The 23914-nt window shown below is 46.1% G+C and carries 18 protein-coding genes; 10 read left to right on the plus strand and 8 right to left on the minus strand.

Going from position 1 to position 23914, the window contains the following annotated elements; translation table 11 throughout:
• Position 1 precedes the first annotated feature (1 nt).
• From J1C81_RS09605 to hutG, 5 genes are all read left to right on the plus strand, one after another.
• The gene (locus J1C81_RS09605; protein ID WP_032909767.1) at positions 2-1675 is read left to right on the plus strand and encodes a formate--tetrahydrofolate ligase; all 1674 of its coding nucleotides are present in this window, start codon (positions 2-4) and stop codon (positions 1673-1675) included.
• 12 nt (positions 1676-1687) lie between these two features.
• On the plus strand, positions 1688-2287 hold the full coding sequence (locus tag J1C81_RS09610; protein ID WP_002915929.1) for a HutD/Ves family protein: 600 nt from the start codon (positions 1688-1690) through the stop codon (positions 2285-2287).
• Positions 2288-2362: 75 nt separating this feature from the next.
• Positions 2363-3715, plus strand: coding sequence for an APC family permease (locus J1C81_RS09615; RefSeq protein WP_002898305.1), 1353 nt, complete (start codon positions 2363-2365; stop codon positions 3713-3715).
• A gap of 5 nt (positions 3716-3720) precedes the next feature.
• A complete protein-coding gene (gene hutH, locus J1C81_RS09620) occupies positions 3721-5262 on the plus strand; it encodes a histidine ammonia-lyase (protein ID WP_032909814.1) in 1542 nt (513 codons plus the stop codon).
• A gap of 143 nt (positions 5263-5405) precedes the next feature.
• Positions 5406-6395: a formimidoylglutamase gene (hutG, locus tag J1C81_RS09625; RefSeq protein WP_155114778.1), complete on the plus strand. Its 990-nt coding sequence runs from the start codon at positions 5406-5408 to the stop codon at positions 6393-6395.
• Between the two features lie 61 nt (positions 6396-6456).
• Here hutG and J1C81_RS09630 read toward each other — a convergent pair whose 3' ends face one another.
• On the minus strand, positions 6457-9513 hold the full coding sequence (locus J1C81_RS09630; protein ID WP_002915939.1) for an AAA family ATPase: 3057 nt from the start codon (positions 9511-9513) through the stop codon (positions 6457-6459).
• 160 nt (positions 9514-9673) lie between these two features.
• Between J1C81_RS09630 and J1C81_RS09635 the strand changes: the two genes are divergently transcribed.
• The 5 genes from J1C81_RS09635 (at position 9674) to J1C81_RS09655 (ending at position 14801) form a co-directional block, all read left to right on the plus strand.
• Positions 9674-10495 carry a PrsW family intramembrane metalloprotease gene (locus J1C81_RS09635; protein WP_002915940.1) on the plus strand — a complete coding sequence of 274 codons (822 nt, stop codon included), beginning with the start codon at positions 9674-9676 and terminating at the stop codon, positions 10493-10495.
• Positions 10496-10811: 316 nt separating this feature from the next.
• On the plus strand, positions 10812-11861 hold the full coding sequence (locus tag J1C81_RS09640) for a bifunctional glycosyltransferase family 2/GtrA family protein (protein WP_002915941.1): 1050 nt from the start codon (positions 10812-10814) through the stop codon (positions 11859-11861).
• Complete coding sequence (locus J1C81_RS09645; protein ID WP_002915942.1) at positions 11858-12769, plus strand: phosphodiester glycosidase family protein; 912 nt, start codon at positions 11858-11860, stop codon at positions 12767-12769. Before J1C81_RS09640 ends, J1C81_RS09645 begins: the two co-directional genes overlap by 4 nt.
• Positions 12750-13205 (plus strand): hypothetical protein, encoded by a 456-nt coding sequence (locus J1C81_RS09650; protein WP_032909768.1) that lies wholly within the window; start codon positions 12750-12752, stop codon positions 13203-13205. The genes J1C81_RS09645 and J1C81_RS09650 overlap by 20 nt, the downstream gene beginning before the upstream one ends.
• Before the next feature lie 250 nt (positions 13206-13455).
• Positions 13456-14801 (plus strand): IS3 family transposase gene (locus J1C81_RS09655; protein ID WP_173334392.1). Its coding sequence is split into 2 segments (ribosomal slippage): positions 13456-13906 and positions 13906-14801, totalling 1347 coding nucleotides; the frame shifts between segments, so codons are not numbered across the junction.
• 50 nt (positions 14802-14851) lie between these two features.
• Here J1C81_RS09655 and J1C81_RS09660 read toward each other — a convergent pair.
• The 7 genes from J1C81_RS09660 to metE form a co-directional block, all read right to left on the minus strand.
• The gene (locus J1C81_RS09660; RefSeq protein WP_032909769.1) at positions 14852-15454 is read right to left on the minus strand and encodes a histidine phosphatase family protein; all 603 of its coding nucleotides are present in this window, start codon (positions 15452-15454) and stop codon (positions 14852-14854) included.
• Positions 15451-16047 (minus strand): histidine phosphatase family protein, encoded by a 597-nt coding sequence (locus tag J1C81_RS09665; RefSeq protein WP_002915946.1) that lies wholly within the window; start codon positions 16045-16047, stop codon positions 15451-15453. The genes J1C81_RS09660 and J1C81_RS09665 overlap by 4 nt, the downstream gene beginning before the upstream one ends.
• Before the next feature lie 11 nt (positions 16048-16058).
• Positions 16059-16901, minus strand: a complete 843-nt coding sequence (locus J1C81_RS09670) for an HAD family hydrolase (protein WP_173334378.1) — start codon at positions 16899-16901, stop codon at positions 16059-16061.
• A 243-nt stretch (positions 16902-17144) separates the two neighbouring features.
• On the minus strand, positions 17145-19382 hold the full coding sequence (locus J1C81_RS09675) for an alpha-galactosidase (protein WP_002915949.1): 2238 nt from the start codon (positions 19380-19382) through the stop codon (positions 17145-17147).
• Between the two features lie 108 nt (positions 19383-19490).
• Entirely contained in the window at positions 19491-20435 is a 945-nt protein-coding gene (locus J1C81_RS09680; protein WP_002915950.1) for an AraC family transcriptional regulator, read from the minus strand.
• A 1-nt stretch (position 20436) separates the two neighbouring features.
• Positions 20437-21315 carry a methylenetetrahydrofolate reductase [NAD(P)H] gene (gene metF, locus J1C81_RS09685; protein ID WP_002915951.1) on the minus strand — a complete coding sequence of 293 codons (879 nt, stop codon included), beginning with the start codon at positions 21313-21315 and terminating at the stop codon, positions 20437-20439.
• 137 nt (positions 21316-21452) lie between these two features.
• The gene (gene metE / locus J1C81_RS09690; RefSeq protein ID WP_002915952.1) at positions 21453-23705 is read right to left on the minus strand and encodes a 5-methyltetrahydropteroyltriglutamate--homocysteine S-methyltransferase; all 2253 of its coding nucleotides are present in this window, start codon (positions 23703-23705) and stop codon (positions 21453-21455) included.
• Between the last annotated feature and the right edge of the window lie 209 nt (positions 23706-23914).

Raw genomic sequence — 23914 nt, forward strand, 5'->3', positions numbered from 1 at the left:
TATGGTTTTATCAGATATTGAAATTGCGAATTCGGTTCAAATGAAGCCCATCAAAGAGGTAGCAGAAAAGCTAGGAATTGCTGAAGATGCCCTGTCTCTTTATGGAAATTACAAGGCAAAAATCAGTGCCGGCCAACTGGAAGCCTTAAAAGACAAGCCAGACGGCAAACTGATTCTCGTGACAGCTATTTCTCCGACACCAGCTGGAGAAGGCAAGACCACGACTTCTGTCGGATTGGTCGATGCTCTGGCTGCTATCGGTAAAAAAGCCGTTATCGCTCTGCGGGAGCCTTCACTCGGACCTGTCTTTGGTATCAAGGGCGGAGCTGCTGGCGGTGGGCACGCTCAAGTTGTGCCCATGGAGGATATCAATCTCCACTTCACTGGTGACTTTCATGCCATCGGTGTTGCCAACAACCTGCTGGCAGCCCTCATTGATAACCACATCCATCATGGAAATGCCTTAGGTATCGATTCTCGCCGCATCACTTGGAAGCGGGCAGTGGATATGAATGACCGGCAACTGCGCCACATCGTAGACGGCTTGCAAGGTAAAGTCAACGGTGTTCCGCGTGAAGATGGTTTTGACATTACAGTTGCTTCTGAGGTTATGGCTATTCTCTGTCTGTCAGAAAATATCACTGACCTCAAGAACCGCTTGGAAAAAATCATCATTGGCTACAGCTTTGAAGGTAAGCCAGTAACTGCTAAGGATCTGAAAGCTGGTGGCGCTATGGCTGCTGTGCTCAAAGACGCCATCCATCCAAACTTGGTTCAAACTCTGGAACACACACCAGCCTTGATTCACGGTGGACCTTTTGCCAACATTGCCCATGGCTGTAACAGTGTCCTAGCTACCAAGCTGGCTCTCAAATATGCCGACTATGCAGTCACAGAAGCTGGTTTCGGTGCTGACCTTGGTGCTGAAAAATTCATTGATATCAAGTGTCGTACATCTGGCCTGCGTCCAGCCGCTGTAGTTCTAGTTGCTACCATCCGCGCTCTCAAGATGCACGGTGGTGTGGCTAAGAGCGACCTGGCTGAAGAAAATGTCCAAGCCGTTGTAGATGGTCTGCCAAACTTGGAAAAACATCTGGAAAACATTCAAGATGTTTATGGATTGCCAGCAGTCGTTGCCATCAATAAATTCCCGCTGGACACTGAAGCAGAACTGCAAGCAGTTTATGATGCCTGCCAAAAACGCGGCGTTGACGTCGTGATTTCCGACGTCTGGGCGAATGGCGGAGCCGGTGGTAAAGAGTTGGCTGAAAAAGTCGTAGAACTGGCCGAAGGAGACAATCACTTCCAATTTGTATATAATGAAGAGGACTCCATTGAGACCAAGCTGAACAAAATTGTTACTAAGGTCTATGGAGGCAAGGGCGTTCGCCTGACTCCTGCTGCTAAACGCGAGCTCAAACAACTGGAAGAGCTGGGCTTCTCCAACTATCCTATCTGTATGGCTAAGACTCAATACTCCTTCTCAGACGATGCTAAGAAACTAGGCGCACCTAAAGACTTTGTCGTGACTATCAGCCAGCTCAAAGTTTCTGCTGGTGCAGGCTTCATCGTTGCTCTGACTGGTGCGATCATGACCATGCCAGGATTGCCTAAGGTACCAGCCAGCGAAAAGATTGATGTTGACAAAGACGGCAATATCAGCGGTTTGTTCTAATAAATACCAAAAATGACAAATATAAGCCTTTTAAGAGCAAAAGATTTTCAAGTTTCCGATTGGTCGGGGGGAAAGACAAAACAGCTTTATCTTTCCCCGCCAACTGGCCACTATAGTAATCGGGAATTTGACTATCGACTCTCGACAGCAACTGTGGAGTTGGCTGAAAGTCAGTTTTCTGACCTCAGTGGCTTTCACCGCATTCTCGTGAGCCTGGACCACACACTCCATCTCCACAATGCCAGCCGGCAAGAGGAAACGGTTCTAGCTCCCTTTACTCCCTACGCCTTTGAAGGGAGTGATTCTATCACAAGTCGGGGGACTTGTACCGACTTTAACTTAATCTACAGCGACCATTATCAGGGACAGATGATTGCTATCTCGAATGGGCAAGGGCTCGCACGAGATGAAGAAATTCAATTTATCTATGCCTTAGAGGATCTGACGGTGACGGGAACAAACCTGCCAGCGCTTAACTTAGAGGCAGAGCAGCTTCTGATAGTGGAAAAAGAGACTCAGGAAACTGAGCTGCAAATAATGTTTTCGAGTAACCAGCCAAAGGGCGCTCCCCTTGCTATATGGGCTGGTTTGACCCACATCCCTACTAGGTAAAGATACCATGATGCCTTGTCACCATTCTATCTTTACTTGGAAAGGATCCCATATCTCTAAAGGAGAAACATTATTATGGATGCAACTAAACTCACTGCACAAGAACAAGAACAGGAAAAAGCGAAATTCAGCTTTTCCGGTGCAACCCTCTACGGTATCAACGCCGTTATCGGATCAGGGATTTTCCTCCTACCGCAAAAGATTTATAAAGGACTTGGTCCTGCCTCTCTAGCTGTCATGCTTGGAACTGCCCTTCTCGTTATTCTCCTAGCCGTCTGCTTGGCAGAAACTGCTGGTTATTTTAATAAAAATGGTGGAGCCTTCCAATATTCCAAAGCAGCCTTTGGAGACTTTGTCGGATTTAATGTTGGCTTCCTAGGCTGGGCGGTTACCATCATCGCTTGGTCTGCTATGGCAGCAGGATTTGCGAGACTTTTTGTTATTACTTTTAAATCCTTTGCCCCCTATGAACTTCTGCTCAGTGTGAGCCTGATTATTTTGCTCAGTCTAATGAATATATCAGGTCTTAAGACTTCCAAAATGTTCACCTTGACCGCAACCGTAGCCAAGCTCATCCCAATTGTCGCTTTCAGTCTATGTGCGATTTTCTTCATCAAAGGAGGAATTGACAAAGGAAACTTCACTCCGTTTCTTCAGCTAGAACCTGGCGTAGATATCATGAAAGCTATCTCTAGTACAGCCATTTATATCTTCTACGGATTCATCGGATTTGAAACCATGTCTATCGTTGCTGGTGAAATGCGCAATCCGGAAAAGAATGTACCTCGAGCTATTTTGGGCTCTATCAGTATTGTCTCTGTTCTCTATATGCTGATTATCGCAGGAACTATCGCCATGTTAGGCAGCCGTATCCTGCAAACAGATGCTTCTGTACAAGACGCCTTTGTCGAAATGATTGGCCCTGTTGGAGCATGGATTGTTTCTATCGGAGCGCTGATTTCTATTGCTGGACTTAACATCGGGGAATCTATCATGGTTCCACGTTATGGTGCAGCTATCGCAAATGAAGGTCTGCTTCCTAAGAAAATTGCAGAAACCAACTCTAAAAATGCCCCTATAGTTGCCATTATTATTTCAGGAATCCTGGCCATCGTCCTGCTCTTCTCTGGTAAATTTGAAGAATTAGCAGCCCTCAGCGTGGTCTTCCGCTTCTTCCAATACATCCCAACTGCTCTAGCTGTACTAGTATTAAGAAAGAAATATCCAGACAAGAAAGTAGTTTTCCGCGTTCCATTTGGTCCAGTAATTCCAATTTTGGCGGTTCTAGTCAGCCTCGTCATGATTTGGGGTGAAAACCCAATGAACTATGTCTACGGCCTCATCGGTGTCCTTATCGCCAGTGCAGTATACTTTATCTATATAGTACTGATTTGTAAAAATAAAGTTCTTGAACAAGAAGGAGAATGAATCTTATGACACATGTAATCAATTTGGATGGCGAACACCTTACTTTAGAAGACGTCATCGCAGTAGCCCGTCATGGAGCCACTTGCGAAATCGACCAAGAAGCTAAGAAAGCTGTAGAAGCTTCCCGCAAAATCGTAGATGACATCGTCCGCGAAAAGCGGGTCGTATACGGTGTTACAACCGGATTCGGCTCTCTCTGCAATGTCAGCATCTCACCAGAAGATACGACTCAACTGCAAGAAAACCTAATTCGGACGCACTCCTCAGGCTACGGTGATCCCCTGCCTGAAGATGCAGTCCGTGCGATTATGCTAATCCGGATTAATTCCTTGGTCAAGGGCTATTCTGGTATCCGTCTCTCTACTGTCGAAAAGCTCCTGGAATTGCTCAATAAAGGCGTAGTGCCTTACATTCCAGAAAAAGGCTCTTTGGGAGCTTCTGGTGACTTGGCACCGCTGGCTCACATGGTTCTGCCTATGTTAGGACTAGGCCGCGCTTATTATCAGGGTGAATTGCTCTCTGGACAGGAAGCTTTGGACAAGGCTGGTATCGAGAAAATTGCTCTAGCAGCCAAGGAAGGGCTGGCACTGATTAACGGTACGACTGTCCTGACAGGTATCGGAGCTCTGGCTACCTACGATGCCATCCAGCTTCTTAAACTATCAGATGTCGCTGGTGCTCTTTCCATGGAAGTCCACAATGGTATTACCAGTCCTTTCGAAGAAGACTTACATACCATCCGTCCTCAAAGCGGACAGCTGGCTACAGCCCGCAATATCCGCAACCTTCTAGAAGGCAGTGGCAATACGACCGTAGCTACTCAACAACGGGTCCAAGACCCTTACACCCTGCGTTGTATTCCGCAGATTCATGGTGCCAGCAAAGACTCTATCGCTTATGTGAAAACTAAAGTTGAGATTGAAATCAACTCTGTTACGGACAACCCTATCATCACCAAGGAAGGCCATGTTATCTCAGGCGGTAACTTCCATGGAGAACCAATGGCTCAGCCATTTGACTTCCTCGGTATCGCTATTTCTGAAATCGGTAATGTATCCGAGCGTCGTGTTGAACGTCTGGTCAACAGCCAACTGAGCAAGCTACCATCTTTCTTAGTTAAACACCCTGGCCTCAACTCTGGCTTTATGATTACCCAGTATGCTTGTGCTTCGCTTGCTTCTGAGAACAAAGTTCTGTCTCATCCAGCCAGCGTAGACTCTATCCCATCTTGTGAAAACCAAGAAGACTTTGTCAGCATGGGAACAACCGCAGCACGCAAGGCAGCTGAAATTCTCAAGAATTCTCGCCGCATCGTGGCAACAGAAATCATGGCAGCTTGCCAAGCTTTGGATCTGAAACCAGAAAACCATGAACTTGGTAAAGGAACCAAGCCAGCCTACGACCTCTTCCGTCAGCATGTCCGCTTTATCGAGTTCGACAAGGATATCGAAATCTATGAAGAGCTCAACAAGGCTTCTGAGCTGATTGAAAACGAAGAATTCCTAGCCGTCGTTGAAAAGGCTGTAGACTTGAGCATTCAGTTCTAAAGCTGGTGACTCTGTAAAAAAAGCTAACATAAGAAGCCCGCTCTCGTTCAGCTGGGCTTCTTTTCCCGCCAAAAGTCATTGACAGGCTTGCGGGAAACTCTTATAATAAAGTCGCAAGTATCGTTATGGAAAAGGACAAAATCATGTTAGAAGATTACTATCAGCTAGATAACAGCTACTATCATAAGAGACTGGATGATGATTTATATGCTGCCAAGTGGGGTATGGTTATTGAGTTTTTGGACTTAAATGACCCTAACTTAAAACCCTTTGACGGCGTAAACTTTGCCCTAATTGGCTTCAAGAGTGACAAAGGGGTTTATATCAACCACGGCCGAGTGGGCGCTGTCGAAGGACCACAGGCTATCCGAACCCAGCTGGCCAAGCTTCCTTGGCATCTGGGCAGAAACGTTCGCGTCTTTGATGCTGGCGATATTGACGGTCCTAACCGCTCTCTGGAGCAGCTGCAGCAAAGCTTGGCTCGGGCAGTCAAACGCCTGCGAGAGCTCAATCTCCGGCCTATTGTCCTAGGGGGCGGCCACGAAACAGCCTACGGCCACTATCTGGGCCTCAAGTCGTCACTAGGATCTGACCAAGACTTGGGCGTTATCAATATGGATGCCCATTTTGATTTGCGTCCCTATGACCAGACTGGTCCTAACTCTGGTACCGGCTTTCGCCAGATGTTCGATGACACTCTGGCTCAGAAGCAGGCCTTTAACTACCTTATCCTAGGGATTCAGGAGCATAATAACAATCTCTTTCTCTTTGACTTTGTGGCAAAATCCAAGGCTATCCAGTTTCTGACTGGAATGGATATGTACCAAATGGGTTACAAGGAAGTCTGTAAGGTGGTCGATACCTTTTTGGCCGGCAAGGAGCAGGTCTATTTGACCATTGACATTGACTGCTTTGCAGCTGGTGCAGCGCCTGGTGTCAGTGCCATTCAGTCGCTCGGTGTGGACCCTAATCTAGCTGTTCTAGTCTTCCAGCACATCGCCGCCTCAGGCAAGCTGATCGGCTTTGATATCGTCGAAGTCTCTCCACCTCATGATATAGACAACCATACGGCCAATCTGGCAGCCAGCTTTGTCTTTTACCTGACCCAAGTCTGGGCGCAAGCACATGATTGATGGACATTTAAAAACTTCATTACAAACAATAAAAGAGAATGGAATCTATGTTCATCCTCTTTTATTGTGCGTTTAATGCCTGAGACAAGTTCTGGCGTAAGTTTTCTAATTCCTTTAGCTGGTGGCGATCTCGGTAGGGATTGAGCTGGCTTTTAGCCGTTTCATAGTAGGTCTCAAAGTCCTGATCCAGCAAGTCTTCAAAGCCTGCTTCCTGCAAGCTGCCAGTCAGCAGGCAATACTTAATCACAGCCATCAGATAGTAGATCAGCCCTTTGTCCCGCGGATTGCCATAGCGGCTGATGAGACTATCCTTTTTCCGCAGCAGATCAAGCACCGGTTGATAATCTCTCTTCTCACAGCCAATCAAGGCCAAATAAACTTCTAACTGGGTCTCTTTCCAAGGAAAGCTGAGGGACTTCAGAGCTGTTTTCGCCTTGAGGAAAATTCGCTCCGCCTGCTCATAATCTTTCAGCTGATAATAGGTCATGCCCAAGCCGATGTAGAAAGCAAAAATCGAAGGCTCTGCTGTTTTATTTTCCGTCAGCTTAATGGCCTCTTTCTGATGAGCCAGAGATGCCGTAAAATTCCCGCGAATCTGCTCAATCTCTGCCAAATAGTCTAGAGCCGCCGCAATCTGAATCGAGTACTTGGAACGCAGCGAAGACGTCAGGCTGAAACAGTCAATGGACTGGTAGAGATGGTGAAGCGACTGCTCCTCATCTCCAATCATGAGATGATAGAGTCCTTTGAGTCGAAGGTTGATAGCAATGGCCTCGTGATTGTTGGCCTGGACCGAAGCATCCAGAGCCAACTCCGTATAATAGCGCATCTCAGAGATATTCTCCGTCTGGATGCAGTAATAAATCATCTGCCGATATCCTTCTAGAAGAAACTCCATCTGCTGCAACTCCTTGGCAGAAATAATCACCTGCTGGATATTGTCCATCCCCTGCTTGTAATTCCCTGTCCGAATGGCATAGCGCCCTTCTAGATAGAGAAAGCGGAGAACCAATAGCTGAAAATCCTTGTGATTCTGATGTTTTCTCTCTAAGTACTCTATCTCCCGACGAATACGGTCAAATTGGTCTAAAACCGCTGATTGATTGCTATCATCCGTCTTTTCGATAAAGCCAAACTCCCGTGAATAAATCGGAAAGAGCTCGTGATGAAACTGCAAAGTGGCCTCAAGATAATGCAATTCGTACTCCAGAGACTTAATCGGCTGCTTGGACATCTTGTAGTGATAGGTGATTTCATTGAGCAGCTGGGCATGATGGAGAGAGTCTCCCAGCTGGTCTTCCATGCCTTGGGCAATCTGGTGATGCAGCATTCGCTTCTTGGCAAGCGACAGGCGGTCATAGACGTAGATTCTCAAAAGCTCCTGACTGAACCGCACTACCAATTCCTCGCCTTGCTCCTCTTCCACCAACAGCCGTTTCTGCTCAAACTCCTCTGTTATTTCGACCACCTCTTCCGTCGGAAGGCCTATTAGCCTAGCCAAAAGCGAAACCGACGCAGAAGCCCTAAAGCAGGCCAGATAGTCTACCAACTCCTCCTCTTGACTGCTCAGGTAATCCAGCTTCAGAGACAACTTAGCCTTAATAGCCGGAGTCAACGGATAAAACTTCTCTCCTCGCAGGAGCTGCTCAGCGTATTCCGACAGGAAGAAAGGGATGCCTTGACTGACCCGATAAATATCCTCAAGGCGTGCTTCAGACATGGCTAGCTGACCTGTCTGGGCTTGCAAGTAAGCCACACTATCCTTAAAATTCAGCGGCTGCAGCTCAATAAAGCCTAGCTTATTGCGAACCAGCAGGTGATTGAAAAAATGTTCCAAATAAGAAGGGGTGCTCAGATGCTTGGTCAGCACAAAGGCCACAGGATAACCAGTCAAATGATTCATGACCTGCTCCAAGACAGCAACACTGGCCTTATCCATCCAGTGACAGTCCTCAATCAAGACAATCAAAGCCTTTTTCTTAGAAATCTTCTGCAGAATATCCACTACAAACTGAGCCAGCTTGTCCGCATCCAACTGAAGACCAGAAGTGCCGCTTGTCAAAATAGGAAAATAACTCTCCAAAATGACCTGCCACTGGCTGATAGAGAGAATCTGGTGCTGAATGACCAAGTCGCCCAGGCCGTCCAGCAAGCCACGCCAAGGCTGCAGCTCTGCCTTCATCTCTTCCTTGAAGCACTCCGCCATGACAATCTGGAAATACTTGGTCTGATTGGCCAATACTTGACGAGTCACTGTCCTCTTTCCGATACCAGTACCACCGACTAGGACCAGAGCACGCGCCTCCTGAGTCTCTATCACCTTAGAAAAGTAAGATTCCAAACGCTTGATTTCATCGACCCGCCCGAAAAAGTGATCCGTATTGCGCAGAAACTGCTTGGTCTTACGCTCGCTCCGGTCCTTGGCAAGCACCTCATGATATAGTTGCTGGATAGGCTCAGTAGGACTAATGCCCAGTTCCTTATCCAAAATATTGACCAATTTATAATAAGTCTCAATCACCTTGCCAGGCCGATCATGATCCTGATAGAGCTTCATGAGCAGATGGTAGTTCTTCTCATTAAACTCATCAATGCTGATCAAGCGGCGCAAATTCTGCTCAGACTCTTCCAAATCCAACTGGTCTTTTTCTGTTTCCAGCTGTTGGTAGCAGGCTTTGATATAAAGCTGCTCATATCGCGCCCGCATCTTGGACACCCAGTAATCAAAAGCCTCGCTGTCCTTGAGATAGAAGCCCTGCAGAAAATCCCCTTGATAGAGCGACAGATGCTCCGCAGGATGGTTCATAAAAAGTTCTACATCACTTTCAATCGCACACTCGGGATTAAGCGACAGTACAGTCCTGTTGGGAGCGACAATCCATTCCCCACCTAGTAGCTTGTTAGCTTGATAAATGGTATTACGCAGATTCTTTTTGGCGGTCTGGTTGTCCTTGTTTTCCCAAAGGATTCCTGCAATCTCCTCCCGATTGACTGCACCATTGATGTGGAGATAATAAAGCAGAGCATTGATTTTAGCAAAAGGAAAAAAGACTTCCTCCTGATTGAGAAAGACACTCGGACTTCCCAGCAATTTCAATCTCAACAGATTTTTCGACATGCAAACGCCTCCAAGAAACCTTATAGAACTAATATAAACAAAAAGAGACAGTTTGGCAAGTAAAGTATTATACCAGCCCTTAATTTCCAGTTTTTAAATTGGTTTTATTTATGATTTTTTTGTTATACTAGGATGAAAATAAAATTTTAGAAAGTTACTTATGAAGAAAAATATTGTTCTTTTCATTTTTCTCCTTCTGAGCGCGATTGGCTTAGAATACGAGACACAAGCCTATACTACTGGCAGTATGTCAGGCACTTCCTATGGGATTGTCGGACTGTCAGCCCTCTTGGCTCTGCTCTATATCGTCCCTGCCCTGCTCTTGATTCGCCAACTGGGTAAAAAATGGCAGACGCCTGCACTTAGCCTTGGGGTAGCTCTGCTAGGTGGCCTTTTCATTTCTGGCTGGACCTCTGGTTTGGCCAACACCTATATCCACGAATGGGTCAGCACCAGCTTCCCAAATACTCTGCTCAGTGACCTAGAAAATGCCATCGCAGCTCCGCTGGTTGAAGAACCACTCAAGCTGTTGGCAGTTGCCTTCGCTGTCTACCTAGTCCCCGTCAAAAAGTTCAAATCCTTCTTGATGCTTGGGATTACAGCTGGCATGGGCTTTCAGATTAGCGAGGACTTCTCTTATATCCTCTCTGACCTGCCCGAAGGCTTCTCCTTCACTATCTCTGGGATTCTAGGCCGCATCACTGGCGGCGTCGCCTCTCACTGGCTCTACACCGCCCTAACCACTCTCGGTCTAGCTCTCATGCTACGCTATGCCAAAACTCAGAAAAACTACTTCCGAGTGGGGCTCTTCTACTTCCTAGCAGCCTTCGTTCTCCACTTCTTCTGGAACTCACCGCTGACTGCTATCGAAACAGATATCCCAATCATTGTACCGGCTATGACTGCTGTGGCTGTCTTTATCTTTTACCAAGCCTACCGAACAGCTCATAAAATTGACCAAGAAGAATTGGAAGTGGAATGATGCAAAAAAACGACCGTTAAGGTCGTTTTTTTGGGTATTCAGGAATATATTTTCTTAACATTCTACATTTAAGACATACCAATCAATTCCAAAAATCGGAACGATCTATTTTTATACATATCTACATAAGCCCTTTGTCATACTCTAGCATTCATTTCATAAAACCACCTCTAATCCTCTCCCCACCAGCCTTTCTATCCTCTTCTTTCTCTGCTCTTTCCTTAAAGAAATGTTAACATTTTCTTAAAACTAACTTATATTAGGAATCTTTAAGCCGCAGTCTGTATACTTTCTACAAATCATCTAAGAAAGAGGTATGGATATGGATTATCTAGTGATTCCGGCCTATGAGCCTGATTATAATCTTATTAAGCTGATAAAAAAAATTCACCATAAGAGTGATTTTCATATCATTGTTATCGATGACGGCAGCTCTTCCAAATGCCAGATAGTCTTTGAGCAGGCGGAGCAGTACGCGACCGTGCTCCGTCATCAGGTCAATCAAGGCAAGGGGCAAGCGCTGAAAACTGCTTTTACCTTTATCCAAGCACTGAAGAACTATGGCACGGTGATAACAGCAGATGCGGACGGCCAGCACAAGGTCTGGGATATTTTCCGTGTAGCGAGCAAAGCTTCTGAAAATCCCAATAGGCTGATTCTGGGAGCACGCGCCTTTACTGGCAAGGTGCCTCTGCGCAGCCGCTTCGGCAATAGTCTGACTCGGGCTCTTTTCAAGCTTCAGACTGGGGTGGATGTTTCCGATACTCAGACAGGCTTACGAGCCTTTACGACCAACATGATTCCATTTATGCTAAAGGTAGAGGGGCAGCGCTATGAGTATGAAATGAACATGCTCCTAGAAGCCAGCAAGGAATATCCCATTTTGGAAGTTCCCATTAAGACGGTCTATATCAATGACAATCAAGGCTCGCACTTCCGACCAATTCGGGATGGGCTCATGATTTATAAAAATATTTTTAAATTTGCCCTGACTTCTCTCAGCAGTTTCGTCGTTGACTACATCGTCTATGCTCTGGCTCTCTTGTTTTTAACTGCTGCGCCGACCAGCCTGAGAATTATTCTCGCAAACGGGATTGCCCGCGTGACCAGCTCAATCTTTAATTACTCGACCAATAAAAGGCTGGTCTTTAAGAACGATGACAGTATACTCAAGACAGGAACCGGCTATTTCAGCCTAGCTGTAGTACTCTTTATCCTAGATACACTGCTGATTCGCCTCTTCTACGCTGTCTTTGATCTCAATCTTCTGATTGTCAAAATCATCGTCGGCATCTTACTCTTCACCGTCTCCTGGATGGTGCAAAAGAGATTTATTTTTAAGGAAAGGACACACACCGCATCATGAAATTTTTAAAGAAACGCTATGCCTATGCCTCCATTTTCGGACTGCTTCTGACAGCTTCTTTCAGCTACTCCATGCTGAAAACCTTTGTCATCGCAGAGACCATTTCCACGGTTTCAAGCGCAAGTTCGTCGTCCAATGTCGAGGCTGCCAGCAAGGCTGCTGAAACAGCGACAGTGACGGATACCAGCTATTCAGACGACAACATCTCAGTCACGCTGACTGAAAAGACCGTCAGCAACACCCAAGTCTACATCGCTGATGTAACCGTCAGCTCCTCGGAATACCTCAAAACCGCCTTTGCTCAAAACACCTACGGAAACAATGTCACAGCAAAGACCTCGGAAACGGCCGCCAACAACAATGCTATCCTAGCGGTTAACGGCGACTACTATGGAGCCAACACAACTGGCTATGTCATCCGCAATGGCGTCGTTTACCGCGATACTGTCCGCGAAGACTCCAGCAATGGCGATTTAGCTATTTACAAAGACGGCTCCTTCAAGATTATCTATGAAGACCAAGTCTCTGCTGATCAACTGGTCAAAGACGGTGTGGTCAATCTCTTGGCCTTCGGCCCATCTCTCGTAGAAAATGGTGAGATTGTCGTTGATACCAACTCCGAAGTCGGCCAGTCCATGTCTTCCAATCCTCGGACAGCTATCGGTATCATTGATGAAAACCACTACATCATCATCGTCTCAGACGGACGCACCTCAGAAAGCGAGGGGCTTTCCCTCTACCAGATGGCAGAAATCATGAAATCTTATGGTGTTAAGACCGCATACAACCTAGACGGCGGCGGTTCCTCTACACTTTACTTTAATGGTCAGGTCATTAACAAGCCTACAACCAACGGAAATACTATCTCAGAAAGGTCGGTGAGTGATATTGTCTACATCGGTTACTAATCCCAGCAAAAAACGTTTTAGAAAAACGGCCCTTATCTATGCACTATTAACTATTTTCTTCTTTGCTTTCAGCAGAATCTATGAATCCTTCAGCTTCGGCGAAACATCTAGCCACATGCACTATCTCTTTGCCATTCCTCTAGCGGGCGGCATCCTACTCCTGCTCTTCATGAAGGTCATCCCTAATCTCTCTCGGCTCAGCCTCAACCTCTGGAACTCAGCTGTAGCCATTATGACAACTGGCATGCTCTTCCGTGGCATCGTCAACCTATCTGGCCGCTCCACGACGCTGGATATGCCCTACTGGTACCTAGGAGCTGCCTTTGCGGCTCTGGCACTACTCTCCATGGTCTTTACCCGCAGTGAGTGGAAGGCAGAAGGGGAAATCAGTAAAAAGAGAAAAGATTTTACACATACAGAATTTGAAAGAGCATAAAAAATCATCCCCTTCAGCTAAATGGAGGGGATAAGTTCGATGTCAAAATATAAAAAATCAGATAATAATGTAAAAAAATTATTGACATAAACATGTTTCTGTATTATATATAGTATCAGAGATTTATATAAATTTAAATTGAAAAAGGTGGGAGATATTATGACTATATATAAAGGAAAAACAACTGAGGACGCAATGAACTGCACCCCAAAAGTTAGACATAAAATCTAACGATTGGGGTGCTATTTTTATGAAATTGAGTTATGAAGACAAGGTTCAAATCTATGAGCTCATAAAACAAGGTTTAAGCTTTAACCAGCTTTCAAAAAGATTTGGTGTGGATGTTTCTGGACTAAGGTACATGATTCGCCTGATTGACAGGTATGGGTTAGCCATTGTCCAAAAAGGGAAGAATAGTTATTATTCTCCAGAACTGAAGCAAGAGATAATAGATAAAGTTCTGATTGATGGGCAATCTCAGAAACAGACGTCCTTAGATTATGCCTTACCAAATTCTAGTATGATTTCAAGGTGGATTGCGCAATACAAGAAAAATGGCTATACTATTCTTGAGAAAAGAAGAGGGAGACCAATAAAGATGGGGCGTAAACCAAAGAAGACTTGGGAACAAATGACAGAGTTGGAACGACTCCAGAAAGAATTAGACTACCTTAGAGCGGAGAATGCGGTGCTAAAAAAGCTGAGAGAATACCGATTGAGGGACGAAGCAAAGCTCAAAGAGCAACAGAAATCATCCAAGAATTAATCGGTCAATTTTCTCTAGCGACTCTGCTGGAAATCCTTGATTTATCACGGTCAACCTATTACTATCAAGTCAAGCGACTAGCTGCTCAAGAAGATCAGGACATGGCCTTAAAGGAGCTCATTCAAGACATCTATGATGAACATCATGGCAATTATGGCTATCGTCGCATCCATCTGGAACTAAGAAATCGTGGTTTTATCGTCAATCACAAAAAAATACAACGTTTGATGAAGAGGTTAGGCTTAAAAGCCCGTATCCGCCGCAAACGCAAGTATTCATCATACAGAGGGGAAATAGGTAAAAAGGCTGATAACCTCATTAACCGTCAGTTCAGTGCATCTAAACCTTATGAGAAGTGTTATACTGATGTGACAGAGTTTGCTTTAGCAGAAGGAAAACTCTACTTGTCCCCTGTGTTGGATGGTTACAACAGCGAGATTATTAACTTCACTGTGTCACGTTCACCAGATTTGAAACAAGTTCAGAGCATGCTTGAGAAGGCCTTTCCAGCTAAATCATATAGTGGAACAATCCTTCACAGTGACCAAGGCTGGCAATATCAGCACCAATCTTATCATCATTTTTTAGAGAACAAGGGCATTCGTCCATCCATGTCACGTAAAGGGAACAGTCCTGATAACGGAATGATGGAATCTTTCTTTGGGATACTTAAATCTGAGATGTTTTATGGTCTTGAGACATCATATCAGTCCCTGGATGAGCTTGAGCAAGCTATTGCGGATTATATTTTTTATTACAACAACAAACGAATTAAGACAAAACTAAAAGGACTTAGCCCTGTTCAATACAGAACTAAATCCTTTGGATAAATAAATTGTCTAACTTTTGGGGGTCAGTACATATAAGAAACCAGTTTTTTTCATTCACACTCATACACACTACCCGTCAGCGGGTCAATGACTTCTGCCAGCCTAAAATGCCCCTGCTCATAATGGTAATGACAGATGGCGCAGTTGCCAAAGCGTACCTTGGGGTCCAGGGCTTGAGCCGCAATCTTGAGATAGAAGGCCCACATGGCACCGCCGTGGCTAACAGCTAAGACTGGCTCTGCTCCTGCCTGCTCCATAACCTCAGTCAGAGTGATTAGCACACGCTCACCGACTTGGTCCACACCTTCTCCTCCATAGGGAACGAATAGGTCTTCAAATGAGGTGGCTCCTGGTCGAAATTTCGGCTGCAGGCGTTCAGGCTGGGCTTCAAAGAGACCAAAGTTCCATTCTTTAATGCCTTTAAGGCGAGTATAGTCGGTCCGACCGGAGACAAGTTCTAAAGTATCAGAAGCCCGCTCCTGGGTGGAGGAGTAGAGCTGACCAAAACGAATGCCCCGCTCTTGCAAATAAGCTCCTGCTTGCCGGGCTTGATCCTGCCCCAGTTCTGTCAAAGGAGAATCGCAAGCTCCCTGTACCAAGCCCTCTTGATTGAAAAAAGTCTGACCATGCCGCATCAAATATAAATCTTTCATTTTCCCTCCCATTCGCTAAAATCGTGACCGATGGCCTCTTCTAGATAGAATTGGTCATCTTCAAAAGTAAACTTCAAAATCCCGCAGTTGGTCATGTGACCTAGGTCATCCAGACGCCAGTTTTTCCGCCAAGCTCTGGCAAAATTGGCCATAGCCCCGCCATGGGAGACCATGAGCACAGACTGACCATCCGTCTCTTGCATGAGCTGGAGAATGGTCGCTGCCATGCGCTCCCCGACCTGATCTTGTGATTCACCGCCATAGGTAACAAAGAAATCTTTATAAGGCAGGGGTGGATTGAGGTCTTCGCTTTCCCCTTCAAAGGTGCCGAAGTTCCACTCCTTGAGTCCCTTGACACGTTTATAGGAAATCTTACCATCTGTTACCAATTCCAAGGTATCACAGGCCCGCTCTTGAGTAGAGCTATAAGCATCATCAAAAGTAATTCCGGCATCCTTAAAATATTGCCCTGCCACCTTGGCCTGATAGATGCCAAAATCGGTCAGAGGAGCATCACACCAGCCCTGCACCTTATGGCGTAGGTTGAAAAGCGTCTGGCCATGCCGCATCAGATAAAGAGTTTTTGCCATCATTCATTTCTCCTTTAGATGAGACCTAACTTTTCAAAGGCCTTGTAGAGACCGTCTTGACTGACCGAGTCTGTCACCAGATCGGCCATGGTCTTGATTTCCGCTCCGCCATTTCCCATAGCAACGCCGACCTGACAATAGTCCAGCATAGAAATATCAACCTTGGCATCGCCAAAAGCCAGAGTATCTGCCTTATCAGCATGAAGATGCTTCAGCAGAACCTCAATAGCATGCGCCTTGGTAATATCTTTGACTCCTAAATCACCAAAGAGAGCATGCTCGCCCTTGCCACCCCACGTACCTGCCTTGAGCTCAGGAAAAGCAGCCTTGGAATCCAGATGGTCTTGGTAACTCTTTAGGATAAAACTGACTTTGTTCAGGTCGTCCCGATAGAGCTCTCCTCCATAGACCAAGCCGTGAAGATCTTCTTCGGCCTCCATATTTACGACTTCTTCTGGCTTAGCACCTTTTCCAAGGACGTAGGTCTGAAGCACTGGTCGCGCTGCTTCGCGGAAGCCCCTGCTTGCAAAGAGACCGTTATTACTCTCCAGGTAAAACTCTAGCCCTCTCTCCTGAAGCCAGTCGACTAGCCTTTTAGCGACATCTCGCGGAATCAGCTGGTACAAAATAACCTGCCCCTCATGCTCCACATAGGAGCCGTTACCACCAATCATACCATCAAAGCCAATATCCCAAATTTCCGGCGGCATCTCAGCCTTGCTGCGACCTGTACATACATAAACCAAATGGCCCTTTTCCCGTGCCTTCCGAATGGCAACCACAGCAGACTCCGGTATATGATTATCATAGTCGATGAGGGTACCGTCCACATCAAGAAAGATGATTTTTCTCGTCATAATGCTCCCTTCTTTCTCTTTTTTTCCTGGCATTTGCTGAATGCTTTCTTCATTTTTTACAAATTCTCCCATTCTGACCCAGCTCTATTTTATAAAAGCTTCATCCTATTATATACCTTTTTGAAAGCCTTTTCCTATAGAATTATCAGAGATAATGGTACTATCCTTTTTTCAGAGAAAAAAAGCAAGAAGGACAGCTTTTAGTCAACTTGTTCCTTCTGTTCTTTTTATTTCCTAGCTTATCTACTCATCCTCTGCTTCAAACAGCCAGAGTTTGGAATCAAAGTCATAGCTTGGCTTTTGCTCAGAATCCTCCAGTAACTGACCGCTGGAAGCGTCCGTGGTGACCAGCCCAACTCGCATGAGCTCAGCCCCAGTATAGAAACGCCCCTCTAGCCGATAGACCTTATCCACAGCCAGCCCTTTCAGTTGCAAACGCTGATGAGAGCGATTGACTTGATTGAGGACCTTGAAAGTGCCTAAAAGCGCAGTGTTCTGATCCTGACTGACAACCATCCAAGCTGTCTGTCCATCTCCCTTAAATGGCGACTGCAGTCGATAAAAAGTTCCATTATGAATCAGCTCTCGATGGCGCTTGTAAAAAGCTATCTGTTTCCTGACTTCAGCCAATTCTTCTGGGCTTAGCTGATTAAGATCCAGCTCATAACCAAAGGAACCGAAAAAGGCGACATTGCCCCGCGTCTTTAACGGAGTCACACGATTGGTCTGGTGATTGGGCACGATGGAGACATGAGCTCCCATAGACGAAAGGGGATAGAGAAGACTGGTCCCATACTGAATTTTCAAGCGCTCAATCGCATCCGAATCATCGCTGGTCCAAGCCTGAGGAGCATAGTAGAGCATACCTGGATCAAAGCGGCCCCCACCTGAAGAGCATGATTCAAATAACAAGCTTGGGTAGCGACTGATCAAACGCTCATACAAGTCATAAACGCCCAAGACATAGCGGTGAAAAATCTCTCCTTGCTGATCGGCTGGCCAGGCAGCTGAGAAGACATCCGTCAGAGGGCGATTCATATCCCATTTGATATAATCCAGCTGCGCTTCCTCGATAACCGCTGATAGACGCTCAAAAATCTCATCCACTACTTCCGGCCGAGAATAGTCCAAAACAAACTGGTTCCGACCATGGTGGGGCTGTCTATCTGGCACTGCCAGCAGCCAGTCAGGATGAGTTCGGTAGAGTTGGCTGTCCTTATTGACCATTTCCGGCTCAAACCAAAGACCAAACTGCATGCCCAAACCGTGAATACGCTCTGCTAGCGAGCCCAGCCCCTTCGGCAGCCTTTCTGGATTGACAAACCAATCCCCCAGCCCAGCGCGATCGTTAGTCCGCTGGCCAAACCATCCGTCATCTAGCACAAAGAGCTCCACTCCTACATCTTGAGCCTTTTCAGCAAGCTCCAGCAGCTGATTCTCACTAAAGTCAAAATAGGTAGCTTCCCAGTTATTGATGAGAACAGGACGCGCTCGCTCGCGCCAGTAGCCCCTAGCTAGGCGTCGACGAAATAGCTGATGAAAGACTTGACTCATGCCGTTGAGGCCCCGCTCAGAATATACTAGCAGAGCTTCTGGACTGGTAAAGGACTGGCCTGCAGCCAGCTTCCACTCAAAACCAAAAGGATTGATGGCTAGCTGCAACCGGGTCACATCATAGGTATCCACCTCAGCCTGAATGAGAAAATTACCTGAATACACCAAGGCCGTTCCTAGTACTGGACCTGAAAATTCAGTCGTTTCCGGTCGCTTAAGAGCCACAAAAGGATTGTGGTGGGGACTGGAAATGCCGCGGGTTGACTCAATAGACTGAATCCCCTGCTGAAGCGGGCGCTCCTTGATATGGCGTTCCCGGGCCCATGCCCCTGATAACTGCAGCCAGTCATAATCAGCATCTGGCAGATCAAGCGACAGACTAGCTAGGGATTCCAAGTAGCAAGTTTCCCTGCCTTGATTAATCACTTTGCTGGAGCGAGTGATAACCGGCCAATCAGCAAAAATCGTATAAAACAGCTGAACTTCTACTTCTGTCACCTCATCTCGTAGGGTTAGAATAAGAGTCTTAGCCTCCGTTTGAGTCTCTGTATAAGTAGCGGGCAGCCCCTCTAAAGCAGGCTTACCATCTACTATCTGATGACTGACATAGACAAAATCAGTAATACGCGAGCCATTTTCCTGCCGCAGACAGATAGCGGGATGACGAAAATCTGTCGTGCCGTATTCTGGAAATTCCTGCCGCACATGCTCCAAAGAATAGCGTAAATCTCCTTCTTTCCGATAGGTCGTCATGGGCCGATGCTGCAGCTCCACCAGATAAGAATAATCTCGCTCCGGTACCGCCGCTCCGTAGTAAAGCTGCAAGAGTTTACCATCCTCCGAAACCTGGAAGATATAAGAAATCTCACCATTAGTCAGATGAAATTGCCTGCACTCTTCCTTAAACAAAATACTCGCCTTATTCATGGTCTTCTCCTTTCACAGTCTGCAATCAAACTTCCACTTTCATTATAAAAAAGGCCACCCCTTTTGGTAAGCCTTTCTTTCTAGTATTATTTATCCAAATGTGACTTTTTACAGCTCCTGCCCCAGATGAGAGCTAGCCTTGCGAAAATTTAAGGGTGACTGACCACGCGCCTTCTTGAAGGCTTTTGAAAAGCTCTGTGTTCCGGCAAAACCTGTCTTACTGGCAATCTCTTCCACCGAAAGCTGACTGCTCGTCAGCAGATCAGCGGCCAAATTGAGCCGCAAATCATTACTGTACTCCTTAATTCCCTTGCCTACTTCATCCTTGAAAAGCCGAGATAGGTAGGAAGGGTGCAGCGCCAATTTCTGCGCCAACTCCTGCACAGATAAACTTTCTGGCAGATGGCTACTCAGCAGTTCCAATACCTGCTGGACATAAGGATTGACCCGACGGCTTTCCGTGATTAAAGAGGTCTGCTTGAGACGCTGGGACAAGAGCTCCAAGAAGCGATAAACTTGCCTTTGCAGGGCTAGTTCAGCTGTTATTCCACTGCCCTCATAGGCCAAACTTTCAAAGACCAAGGCCTTAAATTCCTGCAAAGAAGTCAGCTCAAAAGACCATTGGCCCGACTGTAAGCTCAGATCCTGCAGATAGCGAGGCAAGAGACGCCCACCCAGTCCCATCCAGACATAAGACCAAGGCTCTTCCCTGTCAGCCTGATAAAAGACCGATTGACCTGGCGGCACCACAAAGCCCTGCCCTTCCTGCAAATCATAACGTTGATTGCCAACGGAGTAAGTCCCTCGTCCCGCCAATACAATATGAACAACATAAACATCCCGAATAGCCGGCCCAAAGCTATGATTGGCTTCCGTTTTTGAATAACCACAGAAGGCAAAAAAACAATCTTCTTGGCCAAACTGCATAGACTTAACCAAGGTCAGCGAATGTTCCATCAGCTCCTCCTTAGATTTAGATAAAACTTTTATCCTAATTATAAAACAAAAACCACTAAACAGCAACTGAATCTGATTAGTGGTTTCTTCATTCATCTTAAAAAGATTGGACAGATGGGTGATGATTAAAGAGAGCATGGGTAGCCTTATAGATATGGTAGGCTGTTGCAGCGTTATTCATAGTGTAAAGGTGTATGCCCGCCACATCCTGAGTCACCAAGTCAACAATTTGATCCACGGCATAAGCCAGACCAGCTGCTCTCAGGGACTCTGGGTCATGTTCGTACTTATCCAGAATAGCCCGGAATTTTCTCGGCAGCTTAATATTTTCGCATGTCTTGAGCAGGCGCAGAGCCTGATTACGATTGAGAATCGGCATAATCCCAGCATGGATTGGCACTTCAATACCGGCTAAAATACACTTATCCTGAAAATCATAAAAGCGCTCATTGTCAAAGAAAAGCTGGGTCACTAGACTAGAACAGCCAGCATCCACCTTTTTCTTGAGATTTTGAATATCTGAAATCTGATTTGGCGAATCTGGATGCCCCTCTGGATAGCAGGCTCCGATGATGTTAAAGTGCGGCGCTTCTGTCTTGATGTACTCGATCAAGTCAGTCGCATAGGTAAAATCATCCTTAGGCGCTGCATCTGGAAAAATATCCCCTCGCAAAGCCAGAATCTGATGGACACCAACCCGATCCAAAGACTGCAAGATATTAGACACCATGTCCTTGGTCAGATAGACCGCTGGTAAGTGAGCAATGGTCGGAATCTTGAGATCATTGGCGATGAACTCAGTCAAACGAACCGTCGTCTCCTCAATGTCAAACTTATTATTGCTGGCTGTCACACTGATAAAGTGTGGAGCCAAATCTTGCATCTCTCTCAATGCCTGAAAAATCTTATCATTGCCTACTGCCGGATTGGGAGGAAATACTTCAAACGAGAGACTAGGTGTATGACGACGAACCATATAACAAAAAGTTCCTTTCAATGATGGTAGTGATAGCTGAGGACAATCCTAGAAGAACAGCTCCTGCAGGATTGTCAGCTCTGCTTCAATTTTTGGGGTATCCTCCATCAAGATCAACTTTTGAGGTTCCAGGAGGATTATTGCAAATGTTGTCTAGCTGCTTTAGCTGCTTCTACTAAGCGCTCCAAGCTAGCCTTAGTTTCTGGGATACCACGAGTTTTAAGACCACAGTCAGGGTTGATCCAGACCTTGCTGCTTGGCACCTTAGCCAAGATAGCTTCGATTGTATGGTCAATTTCCCCTTCATTTGGCACGCGCGGTGAGTGGATATCGTAAACTCCAGGCCCCACTTCTGTTTGGAAGTTCTTAGCCTTAAGCTCATCCAGGATTTCCAAGTTAGAGCGGCTTGCTTCAAAGGAAATCACATCCGCATCCATGTTGTCGATAGCTGGGATGATATCGGTAAATTCTGAGTAACACATGTGAGTGTGGATTTGCGTATCTGGCGCTACTGTTGAGTGTACTAGACGGAAGGCTGGAATTGCCCAATCAAGGTAGTCTTCGTACCAGTCGCTACGACGGAGTGGCAATTTCTCACGAAGAGCAGCCTCGTCGATTTGGATAATCTTAACACCTGCAGCTTCAAGGTCAAGCACTTCGTCCTTGATTGCCAGGGCGATTTGAAGGGTAGAATCCTTGATAGAGATGTCTTCACGTGGGAATGACCAGTTGAGGATGGTTACAGGTCCAGTCAGCATGCCCTTAACAGGTTTGTCTGTACGGCTTTGTGCATAGCTAGACCATTTAACAGTGATTGGGTTAAGACGAGTCACATCACCCCAGATGATTGGTGGTTTCACCCCACGCATACCGTATGATTGTACCCAACCATTCTTAGAGAAGAGGTAACCTGACAGGTTTTGACCGAAGTACTCAACCATGTCATTACGCTCGAACTCACCGTGCACCAGCACGTCAAAGCCGACTTCTTCCTGCCACTTGATCCAATCATCGATTTGCTCAGCCAAGAACTTGTCATAGTCTTCTGCTGACAGCTCGCCCTTGCGGAAGGCCAAGCGTTTGGCACGGACTTCCTTGGTTTGAGGGAAGGAACCAATTGTCGTAGTTGGCAATGGTGGCAGATTGAGCGCCTTGTGCTGGATTTCTTCACGCTCTGCAAAGACCGGCAGGCGAGTGTAGTCTGCATCTGTCAAGCCAGCGATCCGAGCAGCCAGCTCTGCATTTTGCCCAACACGCTCTGCTGCAAAGAGAGCTTTGTTAGCAGCAAGTGCTTCTGCGCCACCGCCATTACGGATAGCATCCAAGTCACGGATTTCATCCAATTTTTCTACCGCAAAGGCAAAGTGGTTCAAGATTGCTGGTTCAAATTCTTCGTTAGCCGTTGTAAATGGCACATGGAGAAGTGAGCATGAGCTTGTCAAAACAAGATTTTCAGCTGGGATTTGCTCAAGCACCGCCAAGCTCTTTTCGTAGTTGTTGCGCCAGATGTTTTTACCATTGACAATCCCTGCATAAAGTGTCTTATCAGCTGGGAAACCACCTTTGACAAGGTCAAGAGTTTTCTTACCTTCGACAAAGTCCAGACCAATCGCATCTACTGGCAACTGTACCAGGTCTGCATAGATGTCACGAACGTCACCAAAGTAGGTTTGAATCAAGACTTCCAAGCCTTTCTTGTCTGCCAAAAGCTTCTTATAAAGGTCCAAGAAGAGAGCTTTTTCTTCTGCTGACAGGTCTTTGACCAGACTTGGCTCATCCAGCTGGATACGCTCTGCACCTAGCTCTGCTAATTTGGCAAAAACTTCTTGATAAGCTGCAACCAGGGCATCTACAAAGTCAGCCGGCGCTACACCGTCTTCAAAGTCAGATACTTGCAGGAGGGTGAATGGGCCAACCACAACTGGACGGGTTACCAAGCCCAACTCTTTAGCTTCTGCAAATTCATCAAAAATCTTATGCCCAGCCAGCTTGACTTGGGTTTCTTTTTCAAATTTAGGAACGATATAGTGGTAGTTGGTGTTGAACCATTTCTTCATCGGAAGAGCGCGGACATCCCCTTTTTCGCCCTGATAACCACGAGCCAGGGCAAAATAACGCTCCAAGTCAGTCAACTCCAAGCCTTGCACAGATGATGGCACCACGTTAAAGAGAAAGGCCGCATCCAACACATTGTCATAGTGAGAAAAGTCATTTGACGGAATCTCTGAAATTCCTTTTCCCTTAACAATATTCCAGTGCTTAGCACGCAGCTCTTTGGCCGCAGCCAGAAGCTCTTCTGCTGAGATTTCATGTCTAAAGTATTTTTCAGTTGTAAATTTCAATTCGCGGAATTCACCCAAACGTGGGAAACCAATGATAGTCGTTGACATAAACGTCCTCCAAAATTTTTCTTGATTTTATCTTATCAGAAAATCCCCCCTCTGTATAATTGGAATTTCCCAGAGTTTGATATAGCCTAAAACTATAACCACCCTCATCAACCAATCCAAAATCCCTATTTTAACAACACTATTGACTGAAATTATTGTTTGCTATAGGTAGAAGTTATGACCTTGGAACTTGAAAAAAACCAGCGATT

The sequence above is a fragment of the Streptococcus sanguinis genome, assembly GCF_050225395.1.
Lineage (GTDB): Bacteria > Bacillota > Bacilli > Lactobacillales > Streptococcaceae > Streptococcus.

Coding starts and splice junctions, on each gene's coding strand:
- J1C81_RS09635 (WP_002915940.1), top strand. CDS start 9,674: ATGAAGAAAAATATTGTTCTTTTCATTTTTCTCCTTCTGAGCGCGATT.
- J1C81_RS09605 (WP_032909767.1), top strand. CDS start 2: ATGGTTTTATCAGATATTGAAATTGCGAATTCGGTTCAAATGAAGCCC.
- metE (WP_002915952.1), bottom strand. CDS start 23,705: ATGTCAACGACTATCATTGGTTTCCCACGTTTGGGTGAATTCCGCGAA.
- J1C81_RS09640 (WP_002915941.1), top strand. CDS start 10,812: ATGGATATGGATTATCTAGTGATTCCGGCCTATGAGCCTGATTATAAT.
- J1C81_RS09610 (WP_002915929.1), top strand. CDS start 1,688: ATGACAAATATAAGCCTTTTAAGAGCAAAAGATTTTCAAGTTTCCGAT.
- hutH (WP_032909814.1), top strand. CDS start 3,721: ATGACACATGTAATCAATTTGGATGGCGAACACCTTACTTTAGAAGAC.
- J1C81_RS09675 (WP_002915949.1), bottom strand. CDS start 19,382: ATGAATAAGGCGAGTATTTTGTTTAAGGAAGAGTGCAGGCAATTTCAT.
- hutG (WP_155114778.1), top strand. CDS start 5,406: ATGTTAGAAGATTACTATCAGCTAGATAACAGCTACTATCATAAGAGA.
- J1C81_RS09660 (WP_032909769.1), bottom strand. CDS start 15,454: ATGAAAGATTTATATTTGATGCGGCATGGTCAGACTTTTTTCAATCAA.
- J1C81_RS09645 (WP_002915942.1), top strand. CDS start 11,858: ATGAAATTTTTAAAGAAACGCTATGCCTATGCCTCCATTTTCGGACTG.
- metF (WP_002915951.1), bottom strand. CDS start 21,315: ATGGTTCGTCGTCATACACCTAGTCTCTCGTTTGAAGTATTTCCTCCC.
- J1C81_RS09680 (WP_002915950.1), bottom strand. CDS start 20,435: ATGAATGAAGAAACCACTAATCAGATTCAGTTGCTGTTTAGTGGTTTT.
- J1C81_RS09630 (WP_002915939.1), bottom strand. CDS start 9,513: ATGTCGAAAAATCTGTTGAGATTGAAATTGCTGGGAAGTCCGAGTGTC.
- J1C81_RS09670 (WP_173334378.1), bottom strand. CDS start 16,901: ATGACGAGAAAAATCATCTTTCTTGATGTGGACGGTACCCTCATCGAC.
- J1C81_RS09615 (WP_002898305.1), top strand. CDS start 2,363: ATGGATGCAACTAAACTCACTGCACAAGAACAAGAACAGGAAAAAGCG.
- J1C81_RS09665 (WP_002915946.1), bottom strand. CDS start 16,047: ATGATGGCAAAAACTCTTTATCTGATGCGGCATGGCCAGACGCTTTTC.